The following is a 22901-nucleotide window of genomic DNA, read 5'->3' as shown; positions in this document are numbered from 1 at the left end:
ATTTATACTAAATAAATAGTTATAAAAGTGCTTTTTAAGCAATATATGAGCTATTTGTAGTTTAAAAACATTTAACTTTTACATCTTTGTTCCATTAAGCGCAATAATAAATAATATTTCTATCTAATGTTATTTGATGGTGTTTTTTGAATCATAATACAAGATAAGTTATTTTTAAAAAGATGCTAAATTCTACAAAGTTATTGTGAATTTACTGAAAAGTTATTTAAATTTGAATACTTACTAAAGACAGATTTATTTCTTTCTGTTTCTCTTTAAAATTGAGAAATACTTCCATAGCTTATTTTATGATTTCTTTTAGCAATCTTTCTGACTCTAATTATTACTATATATAGGGCAAGACAATAATAGCTATTTTTCCATATTTTCTTATATTTTATGGACTTTGTATTTTTCTTCAAAATAGAGTATCCCTTATTTATTTTATAAAAGAATAACTATATAAACTTTAGGGTTTATTGTAGGTGATTTCTATAGTTTATCATGGGAGTGAAATCTGAAAGAGATTTTTTTAAATACCAAAGTATTATCAAAAAAAACTATAATTATGAGTAGCAAAATAGTATTTACAGGTGGACCAGGAAGTGGTAAAACCACTTTGTTAAATGCCCTTTCAGAAAAAGGATATTCTATCGTTCCTGAAGTGGGTAGAGCTGTAATTCAGTGTCAGATAGCAAAAGGAGGTAGTGCATTACCATGGAAGGATAAACAGCTTTTTTACCAAGAAATGCTGAATCGTTCAGTAGAGGATTATACAATACATAATAATGGATTAACGCTTTGGGATAGGGGGATCATTGATTGTATTGGCTATGCTTATTTAGAAGAACTACTTGTAGAAAAACAAGAATTAGAATTAGTTAAAAAGTATCCATATAATAAGAGTGTTTTTATACTTCCTCCTTGGGAAAGCATTTATGAGCGTGATAAGGAAAGAAAGCAGACTTATGAAGAAGCGATTAGAACCTATGAAATGATGAGAAAAGTATATTGTCAATTTGGCTATCAGTGTATTGAGTTGCCTAAAGTTAGTATTCAAGAGCGTATTGACTTTGTAATAAAAAATATAGATTTGTAACTAAATAAGAGCCAGATGATACAGTTAGAAACAGAGCGATTAAGTATGCGCCCATTACTACTTACAGATGTAGAGGGAATGTTTATTTTAGACGGAGATGAAAGAGTACAACAATATTTAGGCAGGAAAGTGATTTCCTCTCGTGCTGAAGCGCTGGATAATATTAAGTTTATCCGCAATCAATACGAAGTTTTTGGCGTTGGTAGATCAGCTGTTATTGAAAAAAACACCAATAAATTTATTGGCTGGACTGGTTTCAAAATGATTACAGATGGTCAAAATGGAGTAGAACGTTATTTAGATTTGGGTTATTGATTTATTTATGATGCTTGGGGAAAAGGTTATGCCACAGAAGCAGCATTAGCTTGTTTGGAGTACGCTGATATTCATTTAAACACATTACCTATACACGCCATATCAGAAGTGGGAAATACTGCTTCTAGGCATATTTTAGAAAAGGTTGGCTTTCGAGTGAAAAATGTATTTGTATATCAGAATGTCGATCATTTTTGGTATATTAGATAGAACAAATAGGTTAAAAGGTAATACCGTTCAATTATGAATATGATAATTCGATTATTTGAGCAATATGGCTATTTATCACCACAGTGCAAAGAAAGTTTAGAGCAAAATATTCAAGTCCTTCACAAAAAGAAGGGAGATATAATATTGAAAAAAGGTCAGTTGTCTGGGAGTTTGTATGTTTTGGAAAAAGGCTTTGTTCGAGGATTCTATGAAATAGATGATAAAGAAGTTGATGTGTGGTTTGTCTTTGAAAATACCATAATGGGTTCTACTTATCAAATGTACAAGAGCAAACCTTCTCTGGAATATATACAATGTATGGAAGACTGCACCTTATTGGCTTTATCTAATCAAATACTTATGCGATTCTACAGGGAATATCCTGAATTAAATGTAATAGGAAGAAGGTCAACTGAGGATTATTGTATAGAACTTGAAGAACGAGCTTTCCAATTACAAACGATGTCTGCTATAGAGCGTTATCATCGTTTGGTAAAAACATTAGGAGAGAATTTTCATCGTTTACCACTAGGTAATATAGCTTCCTATTTAGGTATTACACCAGAGACGTTAAGCAGAATTAGAAAATTATAGTATTTTGACTAAAAAAGGAATAGATAAAGTTTAGACTTATACGAAAATATTAAAAAAGGATAATTTGACATTTGTCAAATTATCCTTTTTTTTATCACTCTACTTTTGTTGCTATAAAATTATATACGATGAAGAATTTTTTATTTCTACTGATAGCTATTATTTGTGAAACTATAGGCACCAGTGCTCTTAAAGCCTCTGATGAATTTACTAAATTATATCCAAGTATTTTGACTATCTCGATGTATGGATGTGCGTTTTATTGTTTAAGTCTGACACTTCGAACTATTCCAGTTGGAGTAGCCTATGCTATTTGGTCAGGAGTAGGGATATTGTTAATTACACTTTTAGGTATTATACTATATCAACAAAAACCAGATTTACCAGCAATTATAGGTTTAACTTTTATTGTGATAGGAGTAGTGGTGATTAATGTCTTTTCCAAAATGACCGTGCATTAATTAGTTTTGTGTGGTAAAACTTTTTATATTCGTCTAGATGTAATAAAAAGAGCAATGAAAAAAGTAAATTTTAAAACATTAGATTATTTAAAGCATGGGACAACCGTGCAACAGAAAATCTACAAACTGTTACACGATCATCAAATAATGAAATTATTACATGCTTATGATCCTGTTTTGATAGGGACATACCCTATCGACATTGCTGTTGATAATAGCGACCTTGATATTGCTTGCTTTTTTAAAGACAAGAATCATTTTCTAGAAACTATTAAAGAAAGTTTTGGGCATTATCCTAATTTTAATTGTACTGCTAAGGTAAAATCTAAAATTCAAACCGTTGTCGCTAGTTTTTTGTTAGAAGATTTCCCCGTTGAACTTTTTGGACAAGACCGTCCCGTCGAACAACAAGATGGTTATCGCCATATGCTAAAAGAATATGAGATATTAGCAAATAAAGGTGCGATTTTTAAATCTAATGTAATTCACTTAAAACGAAAAGGCGTAAAAACTGAACCTGCATTTGCCCATCTATTACAGTTAGAAGGAGATCCTTATCAAGCCATCTTAGACTATCAATTAGAATAAACTTTTATAGTCCAACTTTTCCTTCCACCCAAAAGGGTTGAGAAACTATATTGCGATTTGATACACCTTTGTCTTTTAGGGCTTTTCTGAAAGTAGAAATGCTCTTTGCGTTACCCATGATATAGAACTGTCCATTTTTAATTCTATTCCAATTAAAGTCATCTATAGACGATAAATAGTCAATCGCTGTTTCAGCTTTATCTATTAAAGAAGGTGATACAATATCTATATTATCTAATACTGAACGGGCATAGTTTACGCTAGTTGGTTCTAGCTCTAAGATACCTTTTAGAGACTTATGATCTTTTTTTAGAGTTGTCTGCAGGTGATTACAAAAACCTAAACAACTTTCATCTCCATAAAAATAATGGTAATCTATATTGTGATCATACATATTTTGTCCTCTTGGTATACTTGTGGTCACTATATCGTTTTCCTTAATAGTTTTAAAGAAATTTGTACCAGGTCCTTTAGCTTTCTGATGAAATATCACTTCGAAATATCCTTCTTCAGGACAATAAAGAGAAGGACTGTAATTTCTGTATTCAGTTGCAGATACCTGCATTAAAATTGCTTGACCTACTTGATAGTTTGTGTTTGAGAGGTCCCCTTCAAAACGTATTTTAAGTAAAGAATTGGTGAGTTGTATTTTTTCTACAACTTTAACATCGATAAACATTTTACTCCAAGCTGTTTTTACAAGGGTTCCAATTAATTTAGGAATCTTCGGCATAATCTTCATTTTTATTGGATAGGACAAAGGTCTTTTAAATAATAAAAATGATAGCTAAACTAATCTAGGATATGATTGGACTATTGTGGGAGGTAAAAGTAAGAAGCTACCATTAAATGGTTTAGAGCCTAGCGTAGTTCAGCTCTAAACTGTAATGGTGTTTGGTAAGTATGTTTCTTGAACATACGCGAAAAATAGGTGTGATCTTCAAAGCCAAGATCAAAAGCTACCTCTTTTACTGATTTATCAGTATAATACAATAAGCGTTTTGCTTCGTCAATTATTGATTTTTTTAACCAATAACTTACCGTCTGACCAGTGGTCTTCTTCACACAATCATTTAAGTGTGCAGTTGTAATGTTTAACTTCTCTGCGAAGTAGGAAGGAAGATTTAAATGACTTTCATGCGAAATTAACCGTTTAAAATTTGCCGTTATAGATGCAGGTTGACTAAGTAATTTTAAATCTTCTGATTTATTTTCTCTCTCTTCTATTAAAGAACAAATTTTATATAAAGCAGTAGAGAACAATCCATTTACAATATGGGTTTTATACTCATCGTTTCGTTTTAAATACTTGCGCATTAATACAAAAGTTTCAGATAGCAAATCTAAATCTTCATCATTGATATAAAATAATTGTTGCTTAGCACTTAGACTATATAAAGCGTAATTTAATTCATTAGGTATTCTGTAATCTTGTACCCCTAAGAAAAATGCTTGAAAATCTTGGCTAAAAGAACGAACACTGTAAATTTGATATGGTTTAACGATTAAGATAGAATTATTTTGTGCATTATAATGATCAAATTCGCAATCCATAGTAAATCCTCCTCTTTTAACCACTGCAATAACGTAGTAGTCATCTCTATGTGTGTGATTTACAATTCTTTTAATCTTTTCCTGTTTGCCTTCTTTAGTGATATTTCCTATATCCTTCACATATATACCACTGTATGCTGAAGGACCCTGGCTATAGGTAATAATTTCATTCATACATTCCATGGTTTTACTAGTTTTTTTAGGATACAAAAATACAATAATTATTTAGAAACAATTTAAATTATTATTGTTAAAGTATGGTAATTTTATTGAATATAATGATGGTTATTGGGTATTGAAAGATAATTATTATTAGTTAAAAATGTATTTTGATGATGAAAAATTAATTGTAAGTAATTAAATTTAGATTAATCTAAATTTATACGTTAACAATGATGTTTTTTGACATTTTATATGATTTTCAACAATATAAGAGAGCAGTTTAGTCATAGTATTTTTTCTTTGTCTGGAAATTAATAAAGTAAAGTTTGAATTATAGTTTTCGAATTATGAGATTTTTCTTCTTGTTTTCTAAGTCATTTTTATTTGATTCTTCTTTTTTTATTCGGTTTTTTAGTATATTTTAGTACAAATAGCTACTATTATGAAGAATCAGTCCCTAAATTCTAAAAAAAAACTACATTCCTTTTTTAGGGGAAAATGGTTTGTATGGATATTGTGATGAGAATAAAAATATCTTAATTGCCCCACAGTATTCTCATGTTGATTTTTTTACAAGTACAGGTTATGCTGTCGTGAAGAATGAGCAAGGTTTATTTGGTGTAATTAATCAAGCAAATAAAGTTATAGTATCCTTTAGATTTTTAGAGATTGATTTATATGTAGTGCGCAGGTACACTGTGGCTTCGGTTATGCGAAATTATACTGTAAAAACTCGCTTTTGGGAGTGGAAGTTATTTCCTAATATTAACTTTTTAAGTCGCAATAGCTCTTTTCTCCCTGTAATTGATAGAGGCAGTTTGCGCGAAAAAAGAACAGTTTTTCTTTTGGATAATAAGAAAATACTCAAAGTTAAAAAGACAACAATAGCGCATCATTATTCGCGTGGTGAAGCTATACCTATTAAATCGTTTAGTACAAAGTTTTTACAAATAGATGAGGACTTGTATAAAGCAAAAAAGAAACGTTTTAAGAAAATACTTTCAAATTTTATAGGAACCTGCGATCACGGATTAAAATTAGTGCGTAAAGTTCGCAGTGATAAAGTTCGCGTTTACAATCATAAGGGGAAGCGAGTTAAGTCTTATGAAATTATTCAGAGTTGTGTTTTTCCGATTACTTATAAAGGAAAAGAACACTTGGTTTATTTTAAAACTAATGAGAGTCTTATTGCTAGTCCTCCAGTTATATACAGAGATACAAAAGGAAATGGTAGGTTTTATGTCAATGAACAATTTGATATGCCACTTCCAGTACATTTAAAAAAGATTGACTTGCACACCGATAGACCACTAGTTGATATATGGAGAAATGTAGTTAATATCATTCCTGTTGTTTCTAAGCATTTCTTTTTGATAGAAGTGAAACCAGATAGAGTAGATCAATTGGGTAGTAATTTCTATGTATTATCTCGTTTGGGAACTCTAACAGATTATATTCCACAAGGTACTGCAGAGAGTGTTTTGAGCTTTATTGGATATAATGTTGTTAATCTTATGGGAGAGGTAATTTGGCCTAAGAAAGAAGAAATAGTTAGCGGTATTGTACTTGAAGCTGGTGAAACGGTCATTAATGTAGAGTGTATTAGTGAGGTGGTAGAACCTGTGTATATCGTAACGGTAAAACGAGGAGAACATAAATTAAAAGGTATGTGGAACGCTAATAAGAAAGATTGGGTACTATCTCCTAAATATAACAGTTTAAGATTATTATCAAACCTATATAGTTGTAAATTTCAGTTAGAGAAAAATGGTCTATTTGGCATTATTAGTTTGGATAATAAAGTAATCAGTAAGCCAGCTTTTGACAGTATCTACAGAGTGAAAGGTAAATTAGTAGAAGTAGGAGTAAAAAATCCTATAACAATGAATCAAGATGTGTTCTTTATAAACTTAGACACTAAAGAGGAGTATTGTGAACTTTCAGCATCACTTATACAGAAACAAGGCTTACCATCAGCCTAGATAGAAGGATTAACTTTAATGAGGACAAGATATTATGACAAATGAGCTAGCATATAACTTAACAGAATTGCGCTCAAGTGACACTAGTGAGGCAAAAAGATATTTCTCCAAATATTCAGAAATATATAGATTACGTGTAGCTTACAATGGAAAAGAAGGCATGATAGGGGTGGGTTGGCATAAGATGTATTTAAAATTAAATAGGCCAAATCAAAGCAGCGAAGTGCGTATTTTTTTATTAAAAAAGATTGAGTCTTACTCTATAACAGAAGTAGATTCTACACACAGAGTTTTAAAATTATGGCTACGAACGGGCGAGATAATAAGTTTCTGTTTTGTAGGTGAGGATCTAAAAACCTTGTTGAAAATATTAAGTAGAATTCAATATAATTAAATGATGATTAATCCATTTTTGCGCATTACAAGCACACAAGGCAAGCAGTACTTATTGAATATCAATTACATTGTTTGTGTAGAACGATTAGATAATAATCAGTTTGCTATTCACTTGCCTAATGATATTATAGTAACTTCTATCAATGTAGATAAGTTATTGGATAATTTATATTTATAATTTTTTTGATAACTAATTCTGTTCTAGTAGGATTTTGAACCTTTGATTTCATATAAACAAGGGGCTTGTTCGAGTACGCTTCGGGTTTTGTTCGGGTTTACTATGTCAAAACCGCATTGGGGCTAACTTTTCCCGAACAAACCCCGAACAAACTCCTTATAATTATAGAAATAAAAAGTAACAATGCTATTGTATATAAGGGATGAGATAGGATTTTTAAAAGATTATATATGGGCAAATGTGGTCACTAAAGGTTATTTTAGGTTTTAATATACCTGATTTCAAATTTAAAGAATGAAAAAGTTTATCAAAATGATAAGAAGATACTCTGAAAAGTGAAAAAATAAAAAGGGGAATCTTTTCAGATCCCCCTTGGACTAGTGATTATGGAATCGAGTAAACCCATAATGTACATCCGTAAATATATCATTTTAAATTGGTTTTATCTCCTTAATATTTTTTAAAGTAGTATATTAAATTAATGAACAGAATTGATTCGAAATAATCTATATTTTTTAGATAATAGATATATTGTTTTTATTTATAGAACGAATGTCTTTATTTTTTAATGAGCTCAACTCTTCTGTTAAGAGATTTATTCTCTTCAGAATCATTTGGTTTTAAAGGTTTTTCATCTCCCATTCCTTTTGTTTCTAGACGAGAAGTATCGACACCATTAATAGTTAAATAAGAAACCAAAGTATTAGCTCTATCTAGGGATAATTTTTTATTGTGCTCACTGTTTCCAGTATTATCTGTATGTCCTTCTATCATTAAGTTAAGAGTTGGATGGTCTAGTAATAGTTTTAAGATTTGATCCGCTATTTGTTTTCCATCGGGTTTTAAAGTTGATTTGTCAGTATCAAAATTGATATACAAGATTGATTTTCCAGTTTTATCTAACTCTATTTTCATAAGATCAGCGGTAACTTTCTCTACAGAAAGGGGCTTTAACTCTCCTTTTTCTAAAATTGTTAGATTTCCACTTTCTTCATTTAGTAATTTGAACTGTATCCATACTTCTTTATCATTAGTGCGAATTACATAGGTGCTCACTTTACTTCCAGCGGAAGGAATAGAAAACCCATATTTAAGTATTTCTTCTTTTCCTATTTTATCTATAGCTTCTTGATTTATTACTTGATCATTTATTTTTATTCCGCCTAAAGCTATTATTGCTTTGTCATAGCTGTTTTCTACTTCTAGGCTATTAAATCTAGCGTTATCTTTTGCTCTGTTTTTTTCAATTGATATGTTGTAGGTTTTTCCTTCTATTGGTATAAGTTCTCCTTTAATAGCGAAGTATTGTTTGTCAAAGTTATTAAAGTCATTAGGGTTAGGTTGCCCTTTCCAGCTACTGCAATAACCATAACAGTAGTTCTCAGGTGGTAATAAAAAAGGGAATGTACCAATAGACTCTTGTGTAATAGGTAGTGTATTGACATCAAAATGTTTCACGGAGTTTTCTTTCTTTTCTTCTGATACAATGTCAATAGTTTGCTTTTCATTGGTTTGTTGTTTTTGTTCCTTTGAACCACATGAAAATAGCGCAAATGCTAGGCTTAAACAGATAAGTGACTTTTTCATATTTATTGTTGTTTTACTTAGAAAAATATAGCTAATGTACTTAATTTTTATATATGAAAATCGGGGTATAATAAGGCTAAAAAAGAATTTGTTTTTCGATGTTTTTCTTTTGTTCTAACTGTTTTCTAATGGAGGATTAAATTTCTCTAATACAATTTACTGGCTTGATTTATGCTTTAGTTTTGTATTAAAATCAGAGCGATGAATATACTTTTAATTGAAGACGAAGTAAGTGTATCTAATTTTATTAGAAAAGGGCTAGAAGAAAGTCAGCATCAGGTTGTATTTGCCTACGATGGTATGATAGGACTACAGCTCGCTATGGAACAAGATTTTGATATGATCATCTTAGATGTGATATTACCACATATTAATGGATTCGAAATTTGTCAACAAATAAAAAAGTACAAAAGTGAAATTCCTATTTTAATGTTGACAGCTTTATCTACATTGAATGATAAAGTTAAAGGATTTAATATGGGAGCAGACGATTATTTGACTAAGCCTTTTCACTTTGAAGAGCTTCTTCTTCGAATAAAAGCATTATCTCGTCGCATTTCTATCAGTATGCCCACCCTCGAATATAGGGCAGGGGATTTAGTGATGAATATTTACAAAAAAACAGTAACTAGAGGGGATAAATCAATTATTCTTACTCAAAAAGAATATACCCTATTAGAGTATTTTTTGGTCAATAAAAATAGGGTGCTTACCAGAACACAAATAGCAGAAGCAGTTTGGGGAATAGGATTTGACAGAGGAACAAATCTTATAGATGTATATGTCAATTATGTAAGACGTAAGATAGATAAGCAATATGACACACAACTTATACATACTGTTATAGGTATGGGATATATCTTAAAAGATGAGATATGAAAATACGCAATAGACTATCGCTACAGTTTTCGGGCTTATTTGCTATCTTATTGTGCAGTGTATTAGTAACAGTTTATGTTATTGTATCATCGCATTGGCAGAATACATTTTTTAAACAATTAGAAGATAGAGCTTTTACAGTAGGTCATAATTATTTAGCGGAAGATAATTTTACAAAGGCCGAATTTGATGAGGTCTTGCGTAAGTATCCTCGTACACTACCTCATGAGAAAATTAGAATTTATGATATTCACCTCGGTCCTACTTTTATTGAGGAAGGAGATTTGAAGTGGGATAAGTATATTCTAGAAGAAGTTATATCTAAAAAGAAAATTTACTTTAAACAAGGTGAAGAGTATGTCGTAGGTATTTTTTACAGAGATAATTCCGGAGATTTCATCATAATGGCTAAAGCTACAAATGATAAAGGTGCTGCAGCTTTATCACAATTGAGAACTGTCATGCTTATTAGTTTAGTGATAGCACTGGTTATTACTTTTTTTCTCTCTCGTTTATTTGCTGGTTATTTCTTAATTCCTATTACTCGAATCAATAAATATTTTGCTAAAAAAAACATTAATACACTATTTCAACCAATTCCTACCAAAGATATGTCAAAAGATGAAATACGAATATTAAGTGAAACTATTAATGATTTGTTTATTCGTGTTCAAGAGTCTTTTGATAACCAACAGGCCTTTGTATCTCATGCTTCTCATGAATTAAAAACGCCAATTGCTTCTTTAATGGGAAATGCAGAAATTGCTTTGCGTCAAACTCGAACGAATGAAGAATATGTAAAAGTATTGCAAGGAGTAGTGAACGACGCTGTGCATATGGATCAAATGATAAATAATTTATTAGCCTTATCGCAACTGGATAGTTCTGTCTATCCTTTGTATAGACATGTATTTGAGGATTTTTGGTGGAGGATGATTGACCATATTATAGCAGCAAAGAAAGATTTGAATTTAGTATTACAAATAAATACAGAAGAAGATCTGCACGAGCTTTTCTTTAATGGTAATAGTAATTTATTAGAATTAGCATTGTCAAATATTATTTTAAATGCTAGTAAGTTCTCGCATAATAAGCCTATCGAAGTTATTTTAAAAACAGACGATGCTAATATTATTATTGCCATTAAAGATTCAGGTATAGGTATTAAAAAAGAAGATATTGATAAACTTTTTCTTCCTTTCTATCGCTCTAGTAATGCATTTGGTATAAAAGGTACTGGGCTAGGATTGTCACTTGCTTCTAAAATAGTTCATTTGCACAAAGGAAAACTATTGATAGACTCTGAGTTAGGTAAAGGAACTAATGTTACAGTTATGATACCGAAATTAAAGTAATAGATTATCATAGAATTAATTAAGGATTAGCACTTTTTATTTTGTTGGGGTATCCATAAGTTGATTGAATAATCCTCATCTCTTGTTATGAGCTAGATATAACGTAAAATATAGAGTAGAGCTTTTCTGATTTTTAGCGATATGGCTATACTTAAAATAGTTTTCACGATAATAATTTAGATTAATAAGGATAATTAATTATATATAATCCTATGAACCCTATGAATTATTTATATTTCTTCATGTTGTATGGAAAAACCTAATGATTTTTTTGATTTATTGTTTTGATCCAGAGTTTTATTTATGAAAAATACTTGATATTAAAATTTTTTAATGAGCTTTTAATCTCGTTTTCATATCTTTTTAATGACTACCTAATTTGGCTAAAATAGATTTGTCCTGTAGTAAAAATTATTCAACAAATTTATTTATGCATACTATAAAAAGATCAATACTGTCTTTAGCATTGATACTGTCTTGTACGTTAATAAGCTATGCACAAGAAAAGAAATCAGCTATTATTGTTAGAGATGCCGAAACACTTGTTCCTCTTCCAGGAGTCACTATTGAAAATATCACAAAAGATGAGGTGGGTTTTACACTGGAAGATGGTTTATATGAAGTAGTGGATATCGACCAAAAAGATGTCAAATTGCGTATCACTTATCTTGGGTATAGTGATAAATTAATTACATTAAAAGCGGGGGAATATCCTATGTATATCGATTTGGATGTAGAGGATAATTTGCTTGAGGGAATAGTTGTGACAGGATATACTAAGCAATCTCGTGCTAAAACAACTGGAGCAGTAAGTAAAATAGAAGCACAAGCAATTAATCAATCTCAGGTGAGTGCTATGGATCAAGCATTACAAGGACAAGTAGCAGGACTTTATGTGGCTTCACCCTCTGGTCAACCAGGTACACCTGGTAGGGTGACTATTCGAGGAATTGGCTCTTTGCAAGATGAAAATACTAATCCTCTTTATGTACTTAATGGTATGCCTATTTCGCCTGCAAGTTTCACCGCATTGAACCCTGATGATTTTGAGGATATAACAGTCTTAAAAGATGCTGCTGCAACTGCTCAGTACGGTTCTAGAGGTGCAAATGGAGTAATAGTAATTACCTCAAAGAAGGGAAGAAATGATGTAGATGGACTTAGAGTAATCTATCAAACTCAGTATGGTTACTCACAAGCAAACAATAGTAAATGGGATATGATGAATACAAGTCAGCGTCTCCAGTTTGAAGAAATCTTGCAAGATCAAGATTTGCCAGGTTGGGCATATTCACGTAATAATCCTTATAAAATTATTAATGGTGTAGAAGTTGCTAAAACTGAGGCAGATTATATTGAAGGAGATCGTCGATTGGCTGAAATTAGACAAACGAATATCGATTGGAAAAAGAAATTGCTTCGAAGAGGTATTAATCAATCACATAATTTGAGTTTCCAAGCAGGTAATAAGACTACTCAACACTATACATCCCTTAACTATTTTAAACAAGAGGGAGTACTGTATAATTCTGGGATAGAAAAATTCAATGTGAATAGTAATATTCATCATCACTCAGGAAGGCTAACTACAGATTTCTTTATTAATCTAGCTAATATTAATAGTCAGAGTTCTGAGTCAGATTTTGATGTTAGTGAGACTAATCCTGTTGCATCTATGTATTTCGCATTGCCATATGAAAAACCTTATGATAAAAATGGAATACTTACACCTGGTACAAATAGGTTTGGTACAAATGCATTATCAATGTATAATGATGTTAGTCGCAAAGAAAAGCAACAAAAAGGGATGTTAGCAGGGAATTTTTCGTTGGACGTTACAGATGATTTTAAACTCACCAGTACTATAGGTGTTGATTATACGAAGCTAAGCAATACACATATTATCAAATCAGACACATATTTTGGTCGCCTTGTTGAAGAGGGAGGTAAGGGGATGTACAGTCAAGGGGATCAAACAAATATAGGACTAATGGCAAATATCGGAGCAAATTATAAATATAGATGGGATGCTCATGAGATAGAAGCAATTGCGTTAATGGAAATGAATAGGCAAAAATATAATTATCATGGTTTTACAGGGTATGGACTAATAGATGGATTAGATAATACAGCAGGAGGTATAACACCAGGTACTCCAGAGAATGATTTTATTCCAAAAATCGAGGGAAGTGCTTCTGAGAATCTATTGTTATCTCAGTTAGCTTTACTGAGATATTCTTATGAAAATAGATTTACCTTTTCTACAAGCTTAAGAAGAGATGGTTCCTCACGTGTTCCTCGTGATAATAGATATAAATATTTTTATGCCGTAGGAGGAAGTTGGAATTTGATGGCAGAAGATTTTATGGATAATATAAATGTTATCTCATTGGCCAGAATAAGGGCTAGTTATGGTCTTACAGGAAACGCCAATGGATTTGCAAGTGATTTCGGTTATCGTCGATTATATGGACCTGGACAATATAATGGAGATACAGCGCTAACACCTATAACCCCAGGTAATAATCATTATAATTGGGAAATGAATAAAATAGTTGATATAGGAATAGAGTTTGGATTATTTGACAATAAAGTAATAGGTGAAGTTGATTTTTACAATCGTATTACCTCTGATTTATTCTTGGATCGCTCTTTATCCAATACTTCAGGTTTTGAATCAATTGCCGATAATATGGGAAAAATTAGAAATCGCGGAATAGAATTAAAACTTTCAGGGGATGTGATAAGAAGAGGTGACTTTACCTTCAATCTAGGCGTTAATTTTGCTTACAACAAGAATAAAATACTAAGCTTAGGGTCAGAAGATGAAATTATTACAGAGGATTATTCAATCCATCAGGTAGGTAAACAAATAGGTCATTTCTATATGGTGAGATGGGCAGGGGTAGATCAGCAAACGGGGGCGCCTTTATATTATGACAAAGAAGGTAATATCACAACTACTTATGATCCAGATAATGCTGTATTAGTTAAAGGAGGTTTTGATCCATCTATAAAAGGAGGGTTTACAACTAATTTTAAATACAAGAAATTAGAAGTGAGCGCACTATTTACTTTTATTAAAGGAATGTATCGTCTCAATACAGGAGAATTTTATAGAACATCGGCTGATCAGACTTATAGAGTATATAATCAATCTAGAAGTATGTTAGATATATGGCAGAATCCTGGTGATATCAGTGATCATCCTGGGGCGCAATATGCTCGTTATATCACAGATAGAGAATTGCAAAAAGCAGATTATTTAAAACTTAGAAACTTAAATATTAATTACAAGTTCACCAAGTTGGGAAGGGCTAATAAAATAGTGAAAGAGATAAATGTATTTGCACAAGGACAAAACCTAATCACTTGGACAAAGTGGAAAGGACAAGATCCTGAGGATGACAATAACTGGTATCAATATGAATATCCACTTCCTCGCATGATTACAGCTGGTGTAAAAGTAATTTTTTAAAGTAAATGACAATGATAAAAAACATATATAAAATAGGGTTAAAATTTTGCTTAGCAATTAGTTTATTTAATTTACAGAGTTGTGATAGTTTATTAGATATTGATCCTAAAGATGCAGTTGATCAACAACACATTTATAACTCTGTAAAGCAATTTGAATTTGCGGTAGTAGGAGTGTATAGTCAATTAAATTTAGACTACAATATATTACTTGGTTCTATTATGGCTGACGATTGCAATTTGGCCAGTGATAATTCAGGAGTAAATTCCTATGGTGTCAATATTAATAGATGGATATTTTCAGCCGATGATGATTTGCTACAACAGATATGGAACAGCTATTACTATAGTATTTATAAAGTAAATATACTGCTCGAAAATATTGATAATGTGCCTTTTAATTCGTCGTTGGAACAGCAAAAATTACATGAGTTAAAAGCTGAGCTATATGGATTAAGAGTATTGATTCATTTTGAGTTACACCGAATATTTGGGCAATCTGAATATTTAGGAACTAATGCTACTACTATACCTTATAAAACGAACTCTGATATATTTGAAAAACCTTCGAAATTTTTAATAAGTGATTTTTACAATAAGCTTTGGGATGATTTAAGTATAGCGGAACTAGAGAGAGGGGGAATGACAAATATTCGCCTAAACCAAGATGTGGTATATGCTTTATCGGCTCGAATTGCTCTTTATCAAAAGGATTATCAAAAGGCTATATATTACGCAACTTTACTAATTGATAAATACCCATTGGGTTTTGACAAGGAATTTGCTGGTATCTGGGAAGATACTTCAAATATTGAAGTGATTTTTAAATTAAAGAGAAATAATGATGATACTATCAGACCTAATATTTTTTGGTATGATTACAATAGTGGGAAGTACTTATACTATGCTTCACAAAAGCTGAGAGCTCAATTTGATACTAAAAATGATAAGAGATATCAATATTTTTTCGGTGAGGATAACAATGGTGTTATAAATAAATATAATGGTAGTGCTTTTAATAATCGTATCAATGATTATAAAGTATTTAGAATTGGTGAAATGTATTTAATTCGATCAGAAGCTTTTCTCTTATCAGGTAATATGCAGAGTGCTGTCGCTGATCTAAATCTACTAAGAGAAAATAGAATGAAAGAGCTAACCTTTTACACAAATATTACAATTAGTGAAATTTTGCAAGAGCGTTTTTTAGAACTCTCGTTTGAAGGACATCGCTATTTTGATTTAAAGCGTTTAGGTCTTGCTTTACAAAGAGATTTACAAGATTTAGCAACTACGTCGGATAGTCAAAAAATGGAAATACAGGATGGCATTATCAATTGCCAATTCCGCAGAAAGAAATACTAGCTAATCCTAACTTAAAGTAAGCCTATAAGTATTCGCAGAGGAATGTTTTATTTGGAAATTTAGCGTATAATAATGGGTTAAACGCCATTTTTATATATAAATAATCGCCTAGAAGTAGTAATATTTCTAGGCGATTCTACGTATTGTTTTGTTGTTTGAGGATGAGATTAGTAGATAGTAAAAGTGGACTGCATTTAAAATTGAGAATTAAGTCTTTCAAATTTGGCTAGAATTTGACAGTCAATACTTTTATTTATCTGCTCTCATATTATTCCATTGCTGTGAAATAATTTCTTATAGTGAGGATTTAAAATTTGTGATAACTTCTTCTATTTGAGTTTTAAATTCTGAGTTTATTATTTCTCCATCTTTAAAGTTTTCAAAAAAGAAAGGCAATGAGAAAGTTTCTTTAATGTTACCGCCAAAAAATGGGAAAATAGTTTTAGCACTTTCCATAACTGACGCACCACCTCTAGCCCCTGGAGAGGTAGATAATAGTAACATAGGTTTTTGTTTAAAAACATTCATATCTTCTCTCGATGTCCAGTCGAAAATATTCTTAAATGCAGTAGTAAAGGACCCATTGTGCTCTGCCAAAGCAATGATGATGATATCACTGTCTGTAAGTATTTTATTGAACTTGGTAGCGTGGGCTGGTACTCCTTCATTATTTCTATCTTGTGAGTAAATAGGCATTTCAAAATCATTTAGATTCAAGATGTTTATTTCATCATTTTGGAAATAAGTAGAAATATATTTTACTAAAGCTAAGTTTATCGATGTAGAGCTATTGCTCGCTGCAAATGCTGTTATTTTCATTTTTGATATTCTTTAAATATTTTGATAGGACAAAGTTAAAGCAGTTGTGTATAAACAAAACTTAATCTAGGATAAGAAAAAACAATGTTTTTAAGTTTTTTGTCAAAAAAAGAGGGAATTTTTTTCCCCTTTTAGTTTAAATAGATGGTAATAAAAGTGTAGAGCAGTAGTGAATAAAAAGATTTATGTACAATAACATAATTATGTATAAGTAACTTTTTTAACGGATAAACTATAAAGAGTAATTTGTTAGTGTTTAATTTCTTTTTCCTTTCGACAAAAATGTTTATTTAATCATTTTTTTATAATGAGTATTTATGGAAGGCTTTTTCACCACGTTTGTAATACGCTAAATTAGTTATACTTTTAATAAGGCAAAGTTATAATTACTAGAAGATTATTGGTCAAAATTATTTCTAAGTAATAGATTTTTAGAATCAAAAAAAAATATAAAAAAGATAATAGAATCAATTCGTAAATTAATAAACTATGAAAATATTTAGTGCAGAACAGATAAAGTATTTAGATAAAGAAACTGTCGATAATCAGTACATTTCTTCATTTAAACTAATGGAACGCGCAGCAACAAAAATAGTAGAAGCCTTATCTGAACGTCATAAATTGTACCACAATAATTTTGTCATACTTTGTGGAAAGGGCAATAATGGAGGAGATGGTTTAGCGATTGCACGATTATTAAAAGAAGCAGGAGCATTTGTAAAAGTATATTTATGGCAAACCAAAAAATATAGTCCTGATAATAGTCAAAATCAGGAGATGCTAGAGGAGTTAGGAGTAAAGGTAGAGAAGTTTTTGCCGACTAAACATAAGATAGCACTAAAGTCAACAGATATTATTGTGGATGCTCTCTTTGGAGTTGGATTAACAGAGAAATTAGATGAAGAATGGGGAATGTTTTTAAATGAAATCAATAGTGTAAGCTGTATGGATCGCATTGCAATTGATATTCCTTCAGGTCTGATGTCAGATGTGAAAATAGCAGATAATGCTCCAGTGTTTAAAGCAAATATTGTCTATACTATACAAGCTCCTAAACTAGCGCTACTGTTACCACAGATAAAAGAAATTGCTTCTGACTTTAGAGTAGTAGATATTAATCTTGATGCCGAGGCTATTGATAAAATTGATACAACTCATTACTATATTGATAAAGAGTATGTTCAAGCAAAACTAATACACCCTAATAAATTTTCGCATAAAGGTCAGTTTGGTCATGCCTTAATTGTTGGAGGGAGCTATGGTAAAATAGGTTCAGTAGTTTTAGCTAGTAAAGCAGTCTTAAAAATTGGCGCTGGATTATCTACTGCTTATTTACCAAAGTGTGGATATACCATTTTGCAAACAGCTGTACCAGAGGTAATGTGTGAGACAGATAATAATGATGAGGTTATAAGTGCTTTCCCTAATACCGTTGGATATAAAGCAATAGGTATAGGGATAGGCCTAGGACAACACAAAGATACACAAGCAGCCTTTAAAAACTTCTTGAGTAAGAAAGAAGAAATAGCATTAGTATTAGATGCCGATGCACTGAATTTATTAGCTCTAGATAAGGATTTATTATCCTTGTTGCCATCAAATACTATCTTGACTCCACATCCAAAAGAATTAGAAAGATTAATTGGAACTTGGCAAGATGATTTTGATAAAATGGAAAAGGTAAAGGAAATTTCAAAAAAACTAAATATTATCTTCGTTGTGAAAGGAGCTCATAGTGAAGTAGTACTCCCCTCAGGTGATATTTATTTTAACTCTACTGGAAACTGGGGGATGGCTACTGCGGGTAGTGGTGATGTATTGACAGGAATTTTAGTAGGACTACTAGCGCAAGGCTATTCAGCAGATAAAGCTGCTATAATGGGGGTATACCTTCATGGATTGTCTGGAGATATTGCAAGTGAGTCGATAAATCCTCATAGTATTATGGCAAGTAATCTTATAGATTATTTGAATTTAGCTTATCACAGCCTCAACAATTAATATGATTATTATAAATGCGAATATTTTAACTATTTTATTCTTGTTTTGTGATTTTATGTATAATATATTTGCAACTGCAAAGCAAGTACTAATAGTGGGGACTTTATTACTTGTAAAAATGTGTTCGCTTGTGTGATTCGTATTGAATTGTTTTTTTAAGTGATTCAAATAACATAAGCATAGATTAAAGGCTTTCTGTAAGGAAAGCCTTTTTTTTGTGATGGCTTACTCATTTTTTTTTATTCTAGATGCAAGATTTTAAAAAGTTGAGGTTTATATAAGTGTAGTTATCATTGAAATCTTGTTTATTTACGATATAAAAAGGCTTGTGTTTTTAGTAGGTGAAAGTATAAAGTCGTTGAAAGATAGATAAATAAGATAAAATTGGTTGAATAAAAGCTAGATAATAAAGGAGGGTAGTAGAAAATATTTATCAATTATTACTTAGTAATACTTTGTTATATAAGATTAGGAGCTTGTATTATTAAAATGTTAATAATGCTTTTAATCAATAGTGCAGGTAGTAAGTATTAACCTAAATATTATTACTTTTGCCGATATTTTATAAGGTATATAAAGTATTTATAATAAGAATGTCATTATATTACTTATGATATCGTTATAATTAAGATAAAGAAAATACAATACTGTGTATGGAATTGGGAAAGAAAGTACACGATTTGTGGATATTACGATTTTAAATAGTGATATTGCAAAATTGTATTAGTTAAATATGCTATTTACTATTTTTAATAAAAAATAGATATTTTGTAGTATTTAGTTGATGATTAACATAATTATCAATGAATTGTCGAATGTTAATGTATATTTAATATTTGATAATAGATAAAGGAAAAGTTGTGAAAAGAAAGATGGTTTATTATTTGTATAATTCATCTATAATAAACTAATAATAAAGATTACTATGAAAATAGGGATAACATTTAGTGCATTTGATTTATTGCATGCAGGACACATAAAAATGTTGGAGGAAGCAAAAAGACAATGTGACTTTTTAATTGTAGGATTGCAAACAGATCCAACACTTGACAGACCAGAGAAGAACAGACCGACGCAGACAGTAGTAGAGCGTTATATACAACTAAAAGGATGTAGATTTGTAGATGAAATCGTTCCTTATGCTACAGAACAAGATTTAGAAGATATATTGCGTTCTTTTAAGATAGACGTACGTATTTTAGGAGATGAATATAAAGATAAAAACTTCACAGGTAGAGCATATTGTGAAGAGAAGGGTATAGAATTACACTTTAATAGTCGTGATCACCGTTTTTCTAGTAGTTCATTACGTAAAGTAGTAGCTGAAAAGGAAAATAGCAAAGTGGTAAAAATTGGTTAAAAGGATATAGAATTACTGTTTTAAGTGATTGTATTTGATATTGAGCACGTTAGATTTGACTAATGTGCTTTTTTATTTTTAGGTTTAAGTTAAGGGTAATGAAATAAAAGGTAGAGCTATTTTAAGATTTTAAAAATTCATAAATTGCACAAGTAAATAGATATTGTAATTTAAAAGAACATGCAAAAGATTCAAAAGATATGTTGTATAGGTGCTGGTTATGTAGGAGGCCCTACAATGGCCGTGATTGCTCAAAAGAATCCTGATATTATTGTCACTGTAGTGGATATTAATGAGCGACGAATAGCTGCATGGAATGAAGAGGATTTAGATAAATTACCTATTTATGAGCCAGGATTAGACGCTATTGTTAAGGAAGCACGAGGACGTAATTTATTTTTTGATACGGATGTCGATAAAGCAATAGATGAGGCAGATATGATTTTTATCTCTGTAAACACGCCTACGAAAACCTATGGCAAAGGCAAAGGAATGGCTGCGGATTTAAAGTATATCGAATTATGTGCTAGACAAATTGCTAGAATTGCGAAAACAGATAAGATTGTTGTAGAAAAATCTACTTTACCAGTGCGTACTGCTCAAGCTATAAAGAGAATTTTAGATCAAACTGGTAATGGTGTAGAATTTCAGATTTTATCTAATCCTGAGTTTTTAGCAGAAGGTACTGCTATAAATGATTTACTTTTTCCGGATCGTGTCTTAATAGGAGGTACTCCAAGTGAAAAAGGTAAGGAAGCTATCGCTAAGTTGAGTCAAATTTATGCTTCTTGGGTGGCATCAGATAAGATTTTGACTACTAATTTATGGTCTTCTGAATTATCTAAATTAACTGCTAATGCTTTTTTAGCGCAACGCGTATCTTCTATTAATGCTATATCAGAGTTGTGTGAAGCATCAGGAGCAGATGTCAATGAAGTAGCTAGAGCAATAGGGGCAGATAGTCGTATCGGTAGTAAGTTTCTGCAAGCATCTGTTGGTTTTGGAGGTTCATGCTTTCAAAAGGATATTCTTAACCTTGTCTATATTGCTAAATCATTTGGATTAGAAGAAGTGGCAGATTATTGGGAACAGGTCATTATAATGAATGATCATCAGAAAAGACGTTTTGCAGAAAAGATTGTAGCAACTCTATTTAATACTGTTAATGAAAAGAAAATAGCCTTTTTAGGTTGGGCATTTAAGAAAGATACAAATGATACGCGTGAATCAGCTGCCATATTTGTTGCTAATGAACTTATAGAAGAGCAAGCAACTATTCATGTATATGATCCTAAAGTTAGCTATCAACAAATGTTGGCGGATTTAGAATATTTGAATACACGAACATCCTTAGAGAATCAAGAGCGTATATTTTCTTATAGTGATCCTTATCAAGCTTTAAGAGGAGCGCATGGTATTGCTATTCTGACAGAATGGGATGAATTCAAATCTTATGATTGGAACTATATATATAGTATTGTACAAAAACCTGCATTTGTATTTGATGGCAGAGGTCTTCTGGATAAAAAACAATTAGAAGAAATAGGCTTTGAAGTTTATAGTATTGGTAAAGGTACTATCTAATTTGGTGTAAGTACTTTGTTTTATAAGTAAATTTATAATAGGGCGTAAAAAAAGCCCAAGTATTGATTTATGATACTTGGACTCAGCGTTAGTAAAGGAATTAATTATAGTCAAAGTAATTTTAAATAAACTACCTTAAATATTATAGTCAAAAATTACAATTGTTATATAATAGCAGAACTAAAATTACGTTTTGATTATATAATATAAGAATATTGATTAGTTAATGCTCTGGGGTAATTGAATAGCATATAACTTAATAGTCTTTTTGAAGAAAAGAAATGATGGTACTTTCTTGAGTAATTTTTTGATGTGATAATTCTCGTTAAGCAATTTTAAATGCAATTGATAAGGTAGTGATTCGATATGTATTACATCTTTGCCATGTTTTTTTGCTTGCTCAATTTGAACCATGATTTTATTATACTCTTGCTGTATATCAAAATGATCAGCGTTTGTAGGTGAAACTGTTTGCATGTGATATAAGTGTTTTATTAGGTAGTTATGTCTTACAAATATATAATTCGTTTTGAATATTAAATAGTGGTAAATATTAAGTTTTTGGTGTTTTTACAACTTTAACTTAGTTTTGTTATTTATTTGTTTTTGTGTTTTATGTTTAATATAATTGCTGTTTTGTGTGGTAAGTTTTAATAATAATAATTTTTTTGTTAAAAAATATGTATTGTTTGTTTTGTGTTGTATTTTGTCATTTTAAGTGATTGTAAATTTAGACGTCAAATCACTGTTGGTTATTTAGAATTATTATAATTAAAACATGAGAGAACTTGACATTTTATCTATTGTTAGAAGATGATTTATTGCTTTTGAATTTTGAAATAGTTGGAAGAGCTATTAAACTTTAATATTTTGTAGTATATAAATGTGAAATGATATTTAAAATGTATTATATATATAGTAAATATACTACGTGT

19 protein-coding genes and 1 pseudogene are annotated in these 22901 nt (G+C 30.7%); 15 read left to right on the top strand and 5 right to left on the bottom strand.

From position 1 onward, the window contains the following. Positions 1-568: 568 nt before the first annotated feature. The 5 genes and pseudogenes from RH98_RS05695 to RH98_RS05675 all read left to right on the top strand — a co-directional run bounded on the left by RH98_RS05695 (position 569) and on the right by RH98_RS05675 (position 3267). Complete coding sequence (locus RH98_RS05695) at positions 569-1099, top strand: AAA family ATPase (protein WP_010251519.1); 531 nt, start codon at positions 569-571, stop codon at positions 1097-1099. Between the two features lie 15 nt (positions 1100-1114). Further along, positions 1115-1624, top strand: a pseudogene (locus tag RH98_RS05690) (GNAT family N-acetyltransferase). A gap of 33 nt (positions 1625-1657) precedes the next feature. Continuing rightward, positions 1658-2218 (top strand): Crp/Fnr family transcriptional regulator, encoded by a 561-nt coding sequence (locus RH98_RS05685; RefSeq protein ID WP_010251513.1) that lies wholly within the window; start codon positions 1658-1660, stop codon positions 2216-2218. 128 nt (positions 2219-2346) lie between these two features. Next, on the top strand, positions 2347-2679 hold the full coding sequence (locus RH98_RS05680; protein ID WP_010251510.1) for a DMT family transporter: 333 nt from the start codon (positions 2347-2349) through the stop codon (positions 2677-2679). A gap of 54 nt (positions 2680-2733) precedes the next feature. Continuing rightward, positions 2734-3267, top strand: a complete 534-nt coding sequence (locus RH98_RS05675; RefSeq protein WP_010251507.1) for a DUF4269 domain-containing protein — start codon at positions 2734-2736, stop codon at positions 3265-3267. 4 nt (positions 3268-3271) lie between these two features. Here the strand turns inward: RH98_RS05675 and RH98_RS05670 are convergent, their stop codons facing one another. Further along, on the bottom strand, positions 3272-4000 hold the full coding sequence (locus RH98_RS05670; RefSeq protein WP_010251503.1) for an FAD-binding oxidoreductase: 729 nt from the start codon (positions 3998-4000) through the stop codon (positions 3272-3274). A 128-nt stretch (positions 4001-4128) separates the two neighbouring features. Next, positions 4129-4995, bottom strand: a complete 867-nt coding sequence (locus RH98_RS05665; RefSeq protein WP_237717510.1) for a helix-turn-helix domain-containing protein — start codon at positions 4993-4995, stop codon at positions 4129-4131. A 491-nt stretch (positions 4996-5486) separates the two neighbouring features. Between RH98_RS05665 and RH98_RS05660 the strand changes: the two genes are divergently transcribed. Genes RH98_RS05660 through RH98_RS15740 form a run of 3 tightly spaced genes read left to right on the top strand, consistent with a single transcriptional unit; the run spans position 5487 to position 7539 of the window. Then, positions 5487-6965, top strand: a complete 1479-nt coding sequence (locus RH98_RS05660) for a WG repeat-containing protein (protein ID WP_010251497.1) — start codon at positions 5487-5489, stop codon at positions 6963-6965. Positions 6966-6999: 34 nt separating this feature from the next. After that, positions 7000-7359, top strand: a complete 360-nt coding sequence (locus tag RH98_RS05655) for a hypothetical protein (RefSeq protein WP_010251494.1) — start codon at positions 7000-7002, stop codon at positions 7357-7359. Next, positions 7360-7539, top strand: coding sequence for a hypothetical protein (locus RH98_RS15740; protein ID WP_026038760.1), 180 nt, complete (start codon positions 7360-7362; stop codon positions 7537-7539). Between the two features lie 558 nt (positions 7540-8097). On the opposite strand, the gene RH98_RS05645 is transcribed toward RH98_RS15740, so the two are convergent. Further along, positions 8098-9126 carry an OmpA family protein gene (locus tag RH98_RS05645; protein WP_010251491.1) on the bottom strand — a complete coding sequence of 343 codons (1029 nt, stop codon included), beginning with the start codon at positions 9124-9126 and terminating at the stop codon, positions 8098-8100. A gap of 201 nt (positions 9127-9327) precedes the next feature. Here RH98_RS05645 and RH98_RS05640 point away from each other — a divergent pair, with 201 nt between their 5' ends. The 4 genes from RH98_RS05640 to RH98_RS05625 all read left to right on the top strand — a co-directional run bounded on the left by RH98_RS05640 (position 9328) and on the right by RH98_RS05625 (position 16202). Next, positions 9328-10005 (top strand): response regulator transcription factor, encoded by a 678-nt coding sequence (locus RH98_RS05640; protein WP_010251488.1) that lies wholly within the window; start codon positions 9328-9330, stop codon positions 10003-10005. Next, positions 10002-11360, top strand: a complete 1359-nt coding sequence (locus RH98_RS05635) for a sensor histidine kinase (protein WP_010251484.1) — start codon at positions 10002-10004, stop codon at positions 11358-11360. The genes RH98_RS05640 and RH98_RS05635 overlap by 4 nt, the downstream gene beginning before the upstream one ends. A gap of 430 nt (positions 11361-11790) precedes the next feature. Beyond that, positions 11791-14838, top strand: coding sequence for a SusC/RagA family TonB-linked outer membrane protein (locus RH98_RS05630; protein WP_010251481.1), 3048 nt, complete (start codon positions 11791-11793; stop codon positions 14836-14838). Positions 14839-14849: 11 nt separating this feature from the next. Beyond that, positions 14850-16202, top strand: coding sequence for a RagB/SusD family nutrient uptake outer membrane protein (locus tag RH98_RS05625; protein WP_237717509.1), 1353 nt, complete (start codon positions 14850-14852; stop codon positions 16200-16202). A gap of 294 nt (positions 16203-16496) precedes the next feature. Here the strand turns inward: RH98_RS05625 and RH98_RS05620 are convergent, their stop codons facing one another. Then, a complete protein-coding gene (locus RH98_RS05620; RefSeq protein ID WP_010251475.1) occupies positions 16497-17021 on the bottom strand; it encodes an NADPH-dependent FMN reductase in 525 nt (174 codons plus the stop codon). Between the two features lie 489 nt (positions 17022-17510). Here RH98_RS05620 and RH98_RS05615 point away from each other — a divergent pair, with 489 nt between their 5' ends. The 3 genes from RH98_RS05615 (at position 17511) to RH98_RS05605 (ending at position 21966) form a co-directional block, all read left to right on the top strand. After that, complete coding sequence (locus RH98_RS05615; protein WP_010251472.1) at positions 17511-19022, top strand: bifunctional ADP-dependent NAD(P)H-hydrate dehydratase/NAD(P)H-hydrate epimerase; 1512 nt, start codon at positions 17511-17513, stop codon at positions 19020-19022. Positions 19023-19947: 925 nt separating this feature from the next. Then, entirely contained in the window at positions 19948-20382 is a 435-nt protein-coding gene (locus tag RH98_RS05610) for an adenylyltransferase/cytidyltransferase family protein (protein WP_010251469.1), read from the top strand. A gap of 180 nt (positions 20383-20562) precedes the next feature. Further along, a complete protein-coding gene (locus RH98_RS05605) occupies positions 20563-21966 on the top strand; it encodes a UDP-glucose 6-dehydrogenase (protein WP_010251466.1) in 1404 nt (467 codons plus the stop codon). 219 nt (positions 21967-22185) lie between these two features. Here RH98_RS05605 and RH98_RS05600 read toward each other — a convergent pair whose 3' ends face one another. Beyond that, positions 22186-22443: a hypothetical protein gene (locus RH98_RS05600; RefSeq protein ID WP_010251464.1), complete on the bottom strand. Its 258-nt coding sequence runs from the start codon at positions 22441-22443 to the stop codon at positions 22186-22188. Between the last annotated feature and the right edge of the window lie 458 nt (positions 22444-22901).

This window comes from Myroides injenensis M09-0166 (assembly GCF_000246945.1).
In the GTDB taxonomy this organism is placed as follows: Bacteria; Bacteroidota; Bacteroidia; order Flavobacteriales; family Flavobacteriaceae; genus Flavobacterium; species Flavobacterium injenense.
This window is presented reverse-complemented; position numbering and strand designations above follow the sequence as displayed.

Coding starts and splice junctions, on each gene's coding strand:
- RH98_RS05695 (WP_010251519.1), top strand. CDS start 569: ATGAGTAGCAAAATAGTATTTACAGGTGGACCAGGAAGTGGTAAAACC.
- RH98_RS05685 (WP_010251513.1), top strand. CDS start 1,658: ATGAATATGATAATTCGATTATTTGAGCAATATGGCTATTTATCACCA.
- RH98_RS05680 (WP_010251510.1), top strand. CDS start 2,347: ATGAAGAATTTTTTATTTCTACTGATAGCTATTATTTGTGAAACTATA.
- RH98_RS05675 (WP_010251507.1), top strand. CDS start 2,734: ATGAAAAAAGTAAATTTTAAAACATTAGATTATTTAAAGCATGGGACA.
- RH98_RS05670 (WP_010251503.1), bottom strand. CDS start 4,000: ATGCCGAAGATTCCTAAATTAATTGGAACCCTTGTAAAAACAGCTTGG.
- RH98_RS05665 (WP_237717510.1), bottom strand. CDS start 4,995: ATGAATGAAATTATTACCTATAGCCAGGGTCCTTCAGCATACAGTGGT.
- RH98_RS05655 (WP_010251494.1), top strand. CDS start 7,000: ATGACAAATGAGCTAGCATATAACTTAACAGAATTGCGCTCAAGTGAC.
- RH98_RS15740 (WP_026038760.1), top strand. CDS start 7,360: ATGATGATTAATCCATTTTTGCGCATTACAAGCACACAAGGCAAGCAG.
- RH98_RS05645 (WP_010251491.1), bottom strand. CDS start 9,126: ATGAAAAAGTCACTTATCTGTTTAAGCCTAGCATTTGCGCTATTTTCA.
- RH98_RS05640 (WP_010251488.1), top strand. CDS start 9,328: ATGAATATACTTTTAATTGAAGACGAAGTAAGTGTATCTAATTTTATT.
- RH98_RS05635 (WP_010251484.1), top strand. CDS start 10,002: ATGAAAATACGCAATAGACTATCGCTACAGTTTTCGGGCTTATTTGCT.
- RH98_RS05630 (WP_010251481.1), top strand. CDS start 11,791: ATGCATACTATAAAAAGATCAATACTGTCTTTAGCATTGATACTGTCT.
- RH98_RS05625 (WP_237717509.1), top strand. CDS start 14,850: ATGATAAAAAACATATATAAAATAGGGTTAAAATTTTGCTTAGCAATT.
- RH98_RS05620 (WP_010251475.1), bottom strand. CDS start 17,021: ATGAAAATAACAGCATTTGCAGCGAGCAATAGCTCTACATCGATAAAC.
- RH98_RS05615 (WP_010251472.1), top strand. CDS start 17,511: ATGAAAATATTTAGTGCAGAACAGATAAAGTATTTAGATAAAGAAACT.
- RH98_RS05610 (WP_010251469.1), top strand. CDS start 19,948: ATGAAAATAGGGATAACATTTAGTGCATTTGATTTATTGCATGCAGGA.
- RH98_RS05605 (WP_010251466.1), top strand. CDS start 20,563: ATGCAAAAGATTCAAAAGATATGTTGTATAGGTGCTGGTTATGTAGGA.
- RH98_RS05600 (WP_010251464.1), bottom strand. CDS start 22,443: ATGCAAACAGTTTCACCTACAAACGCTGATCATTTTGATATACAGCAA.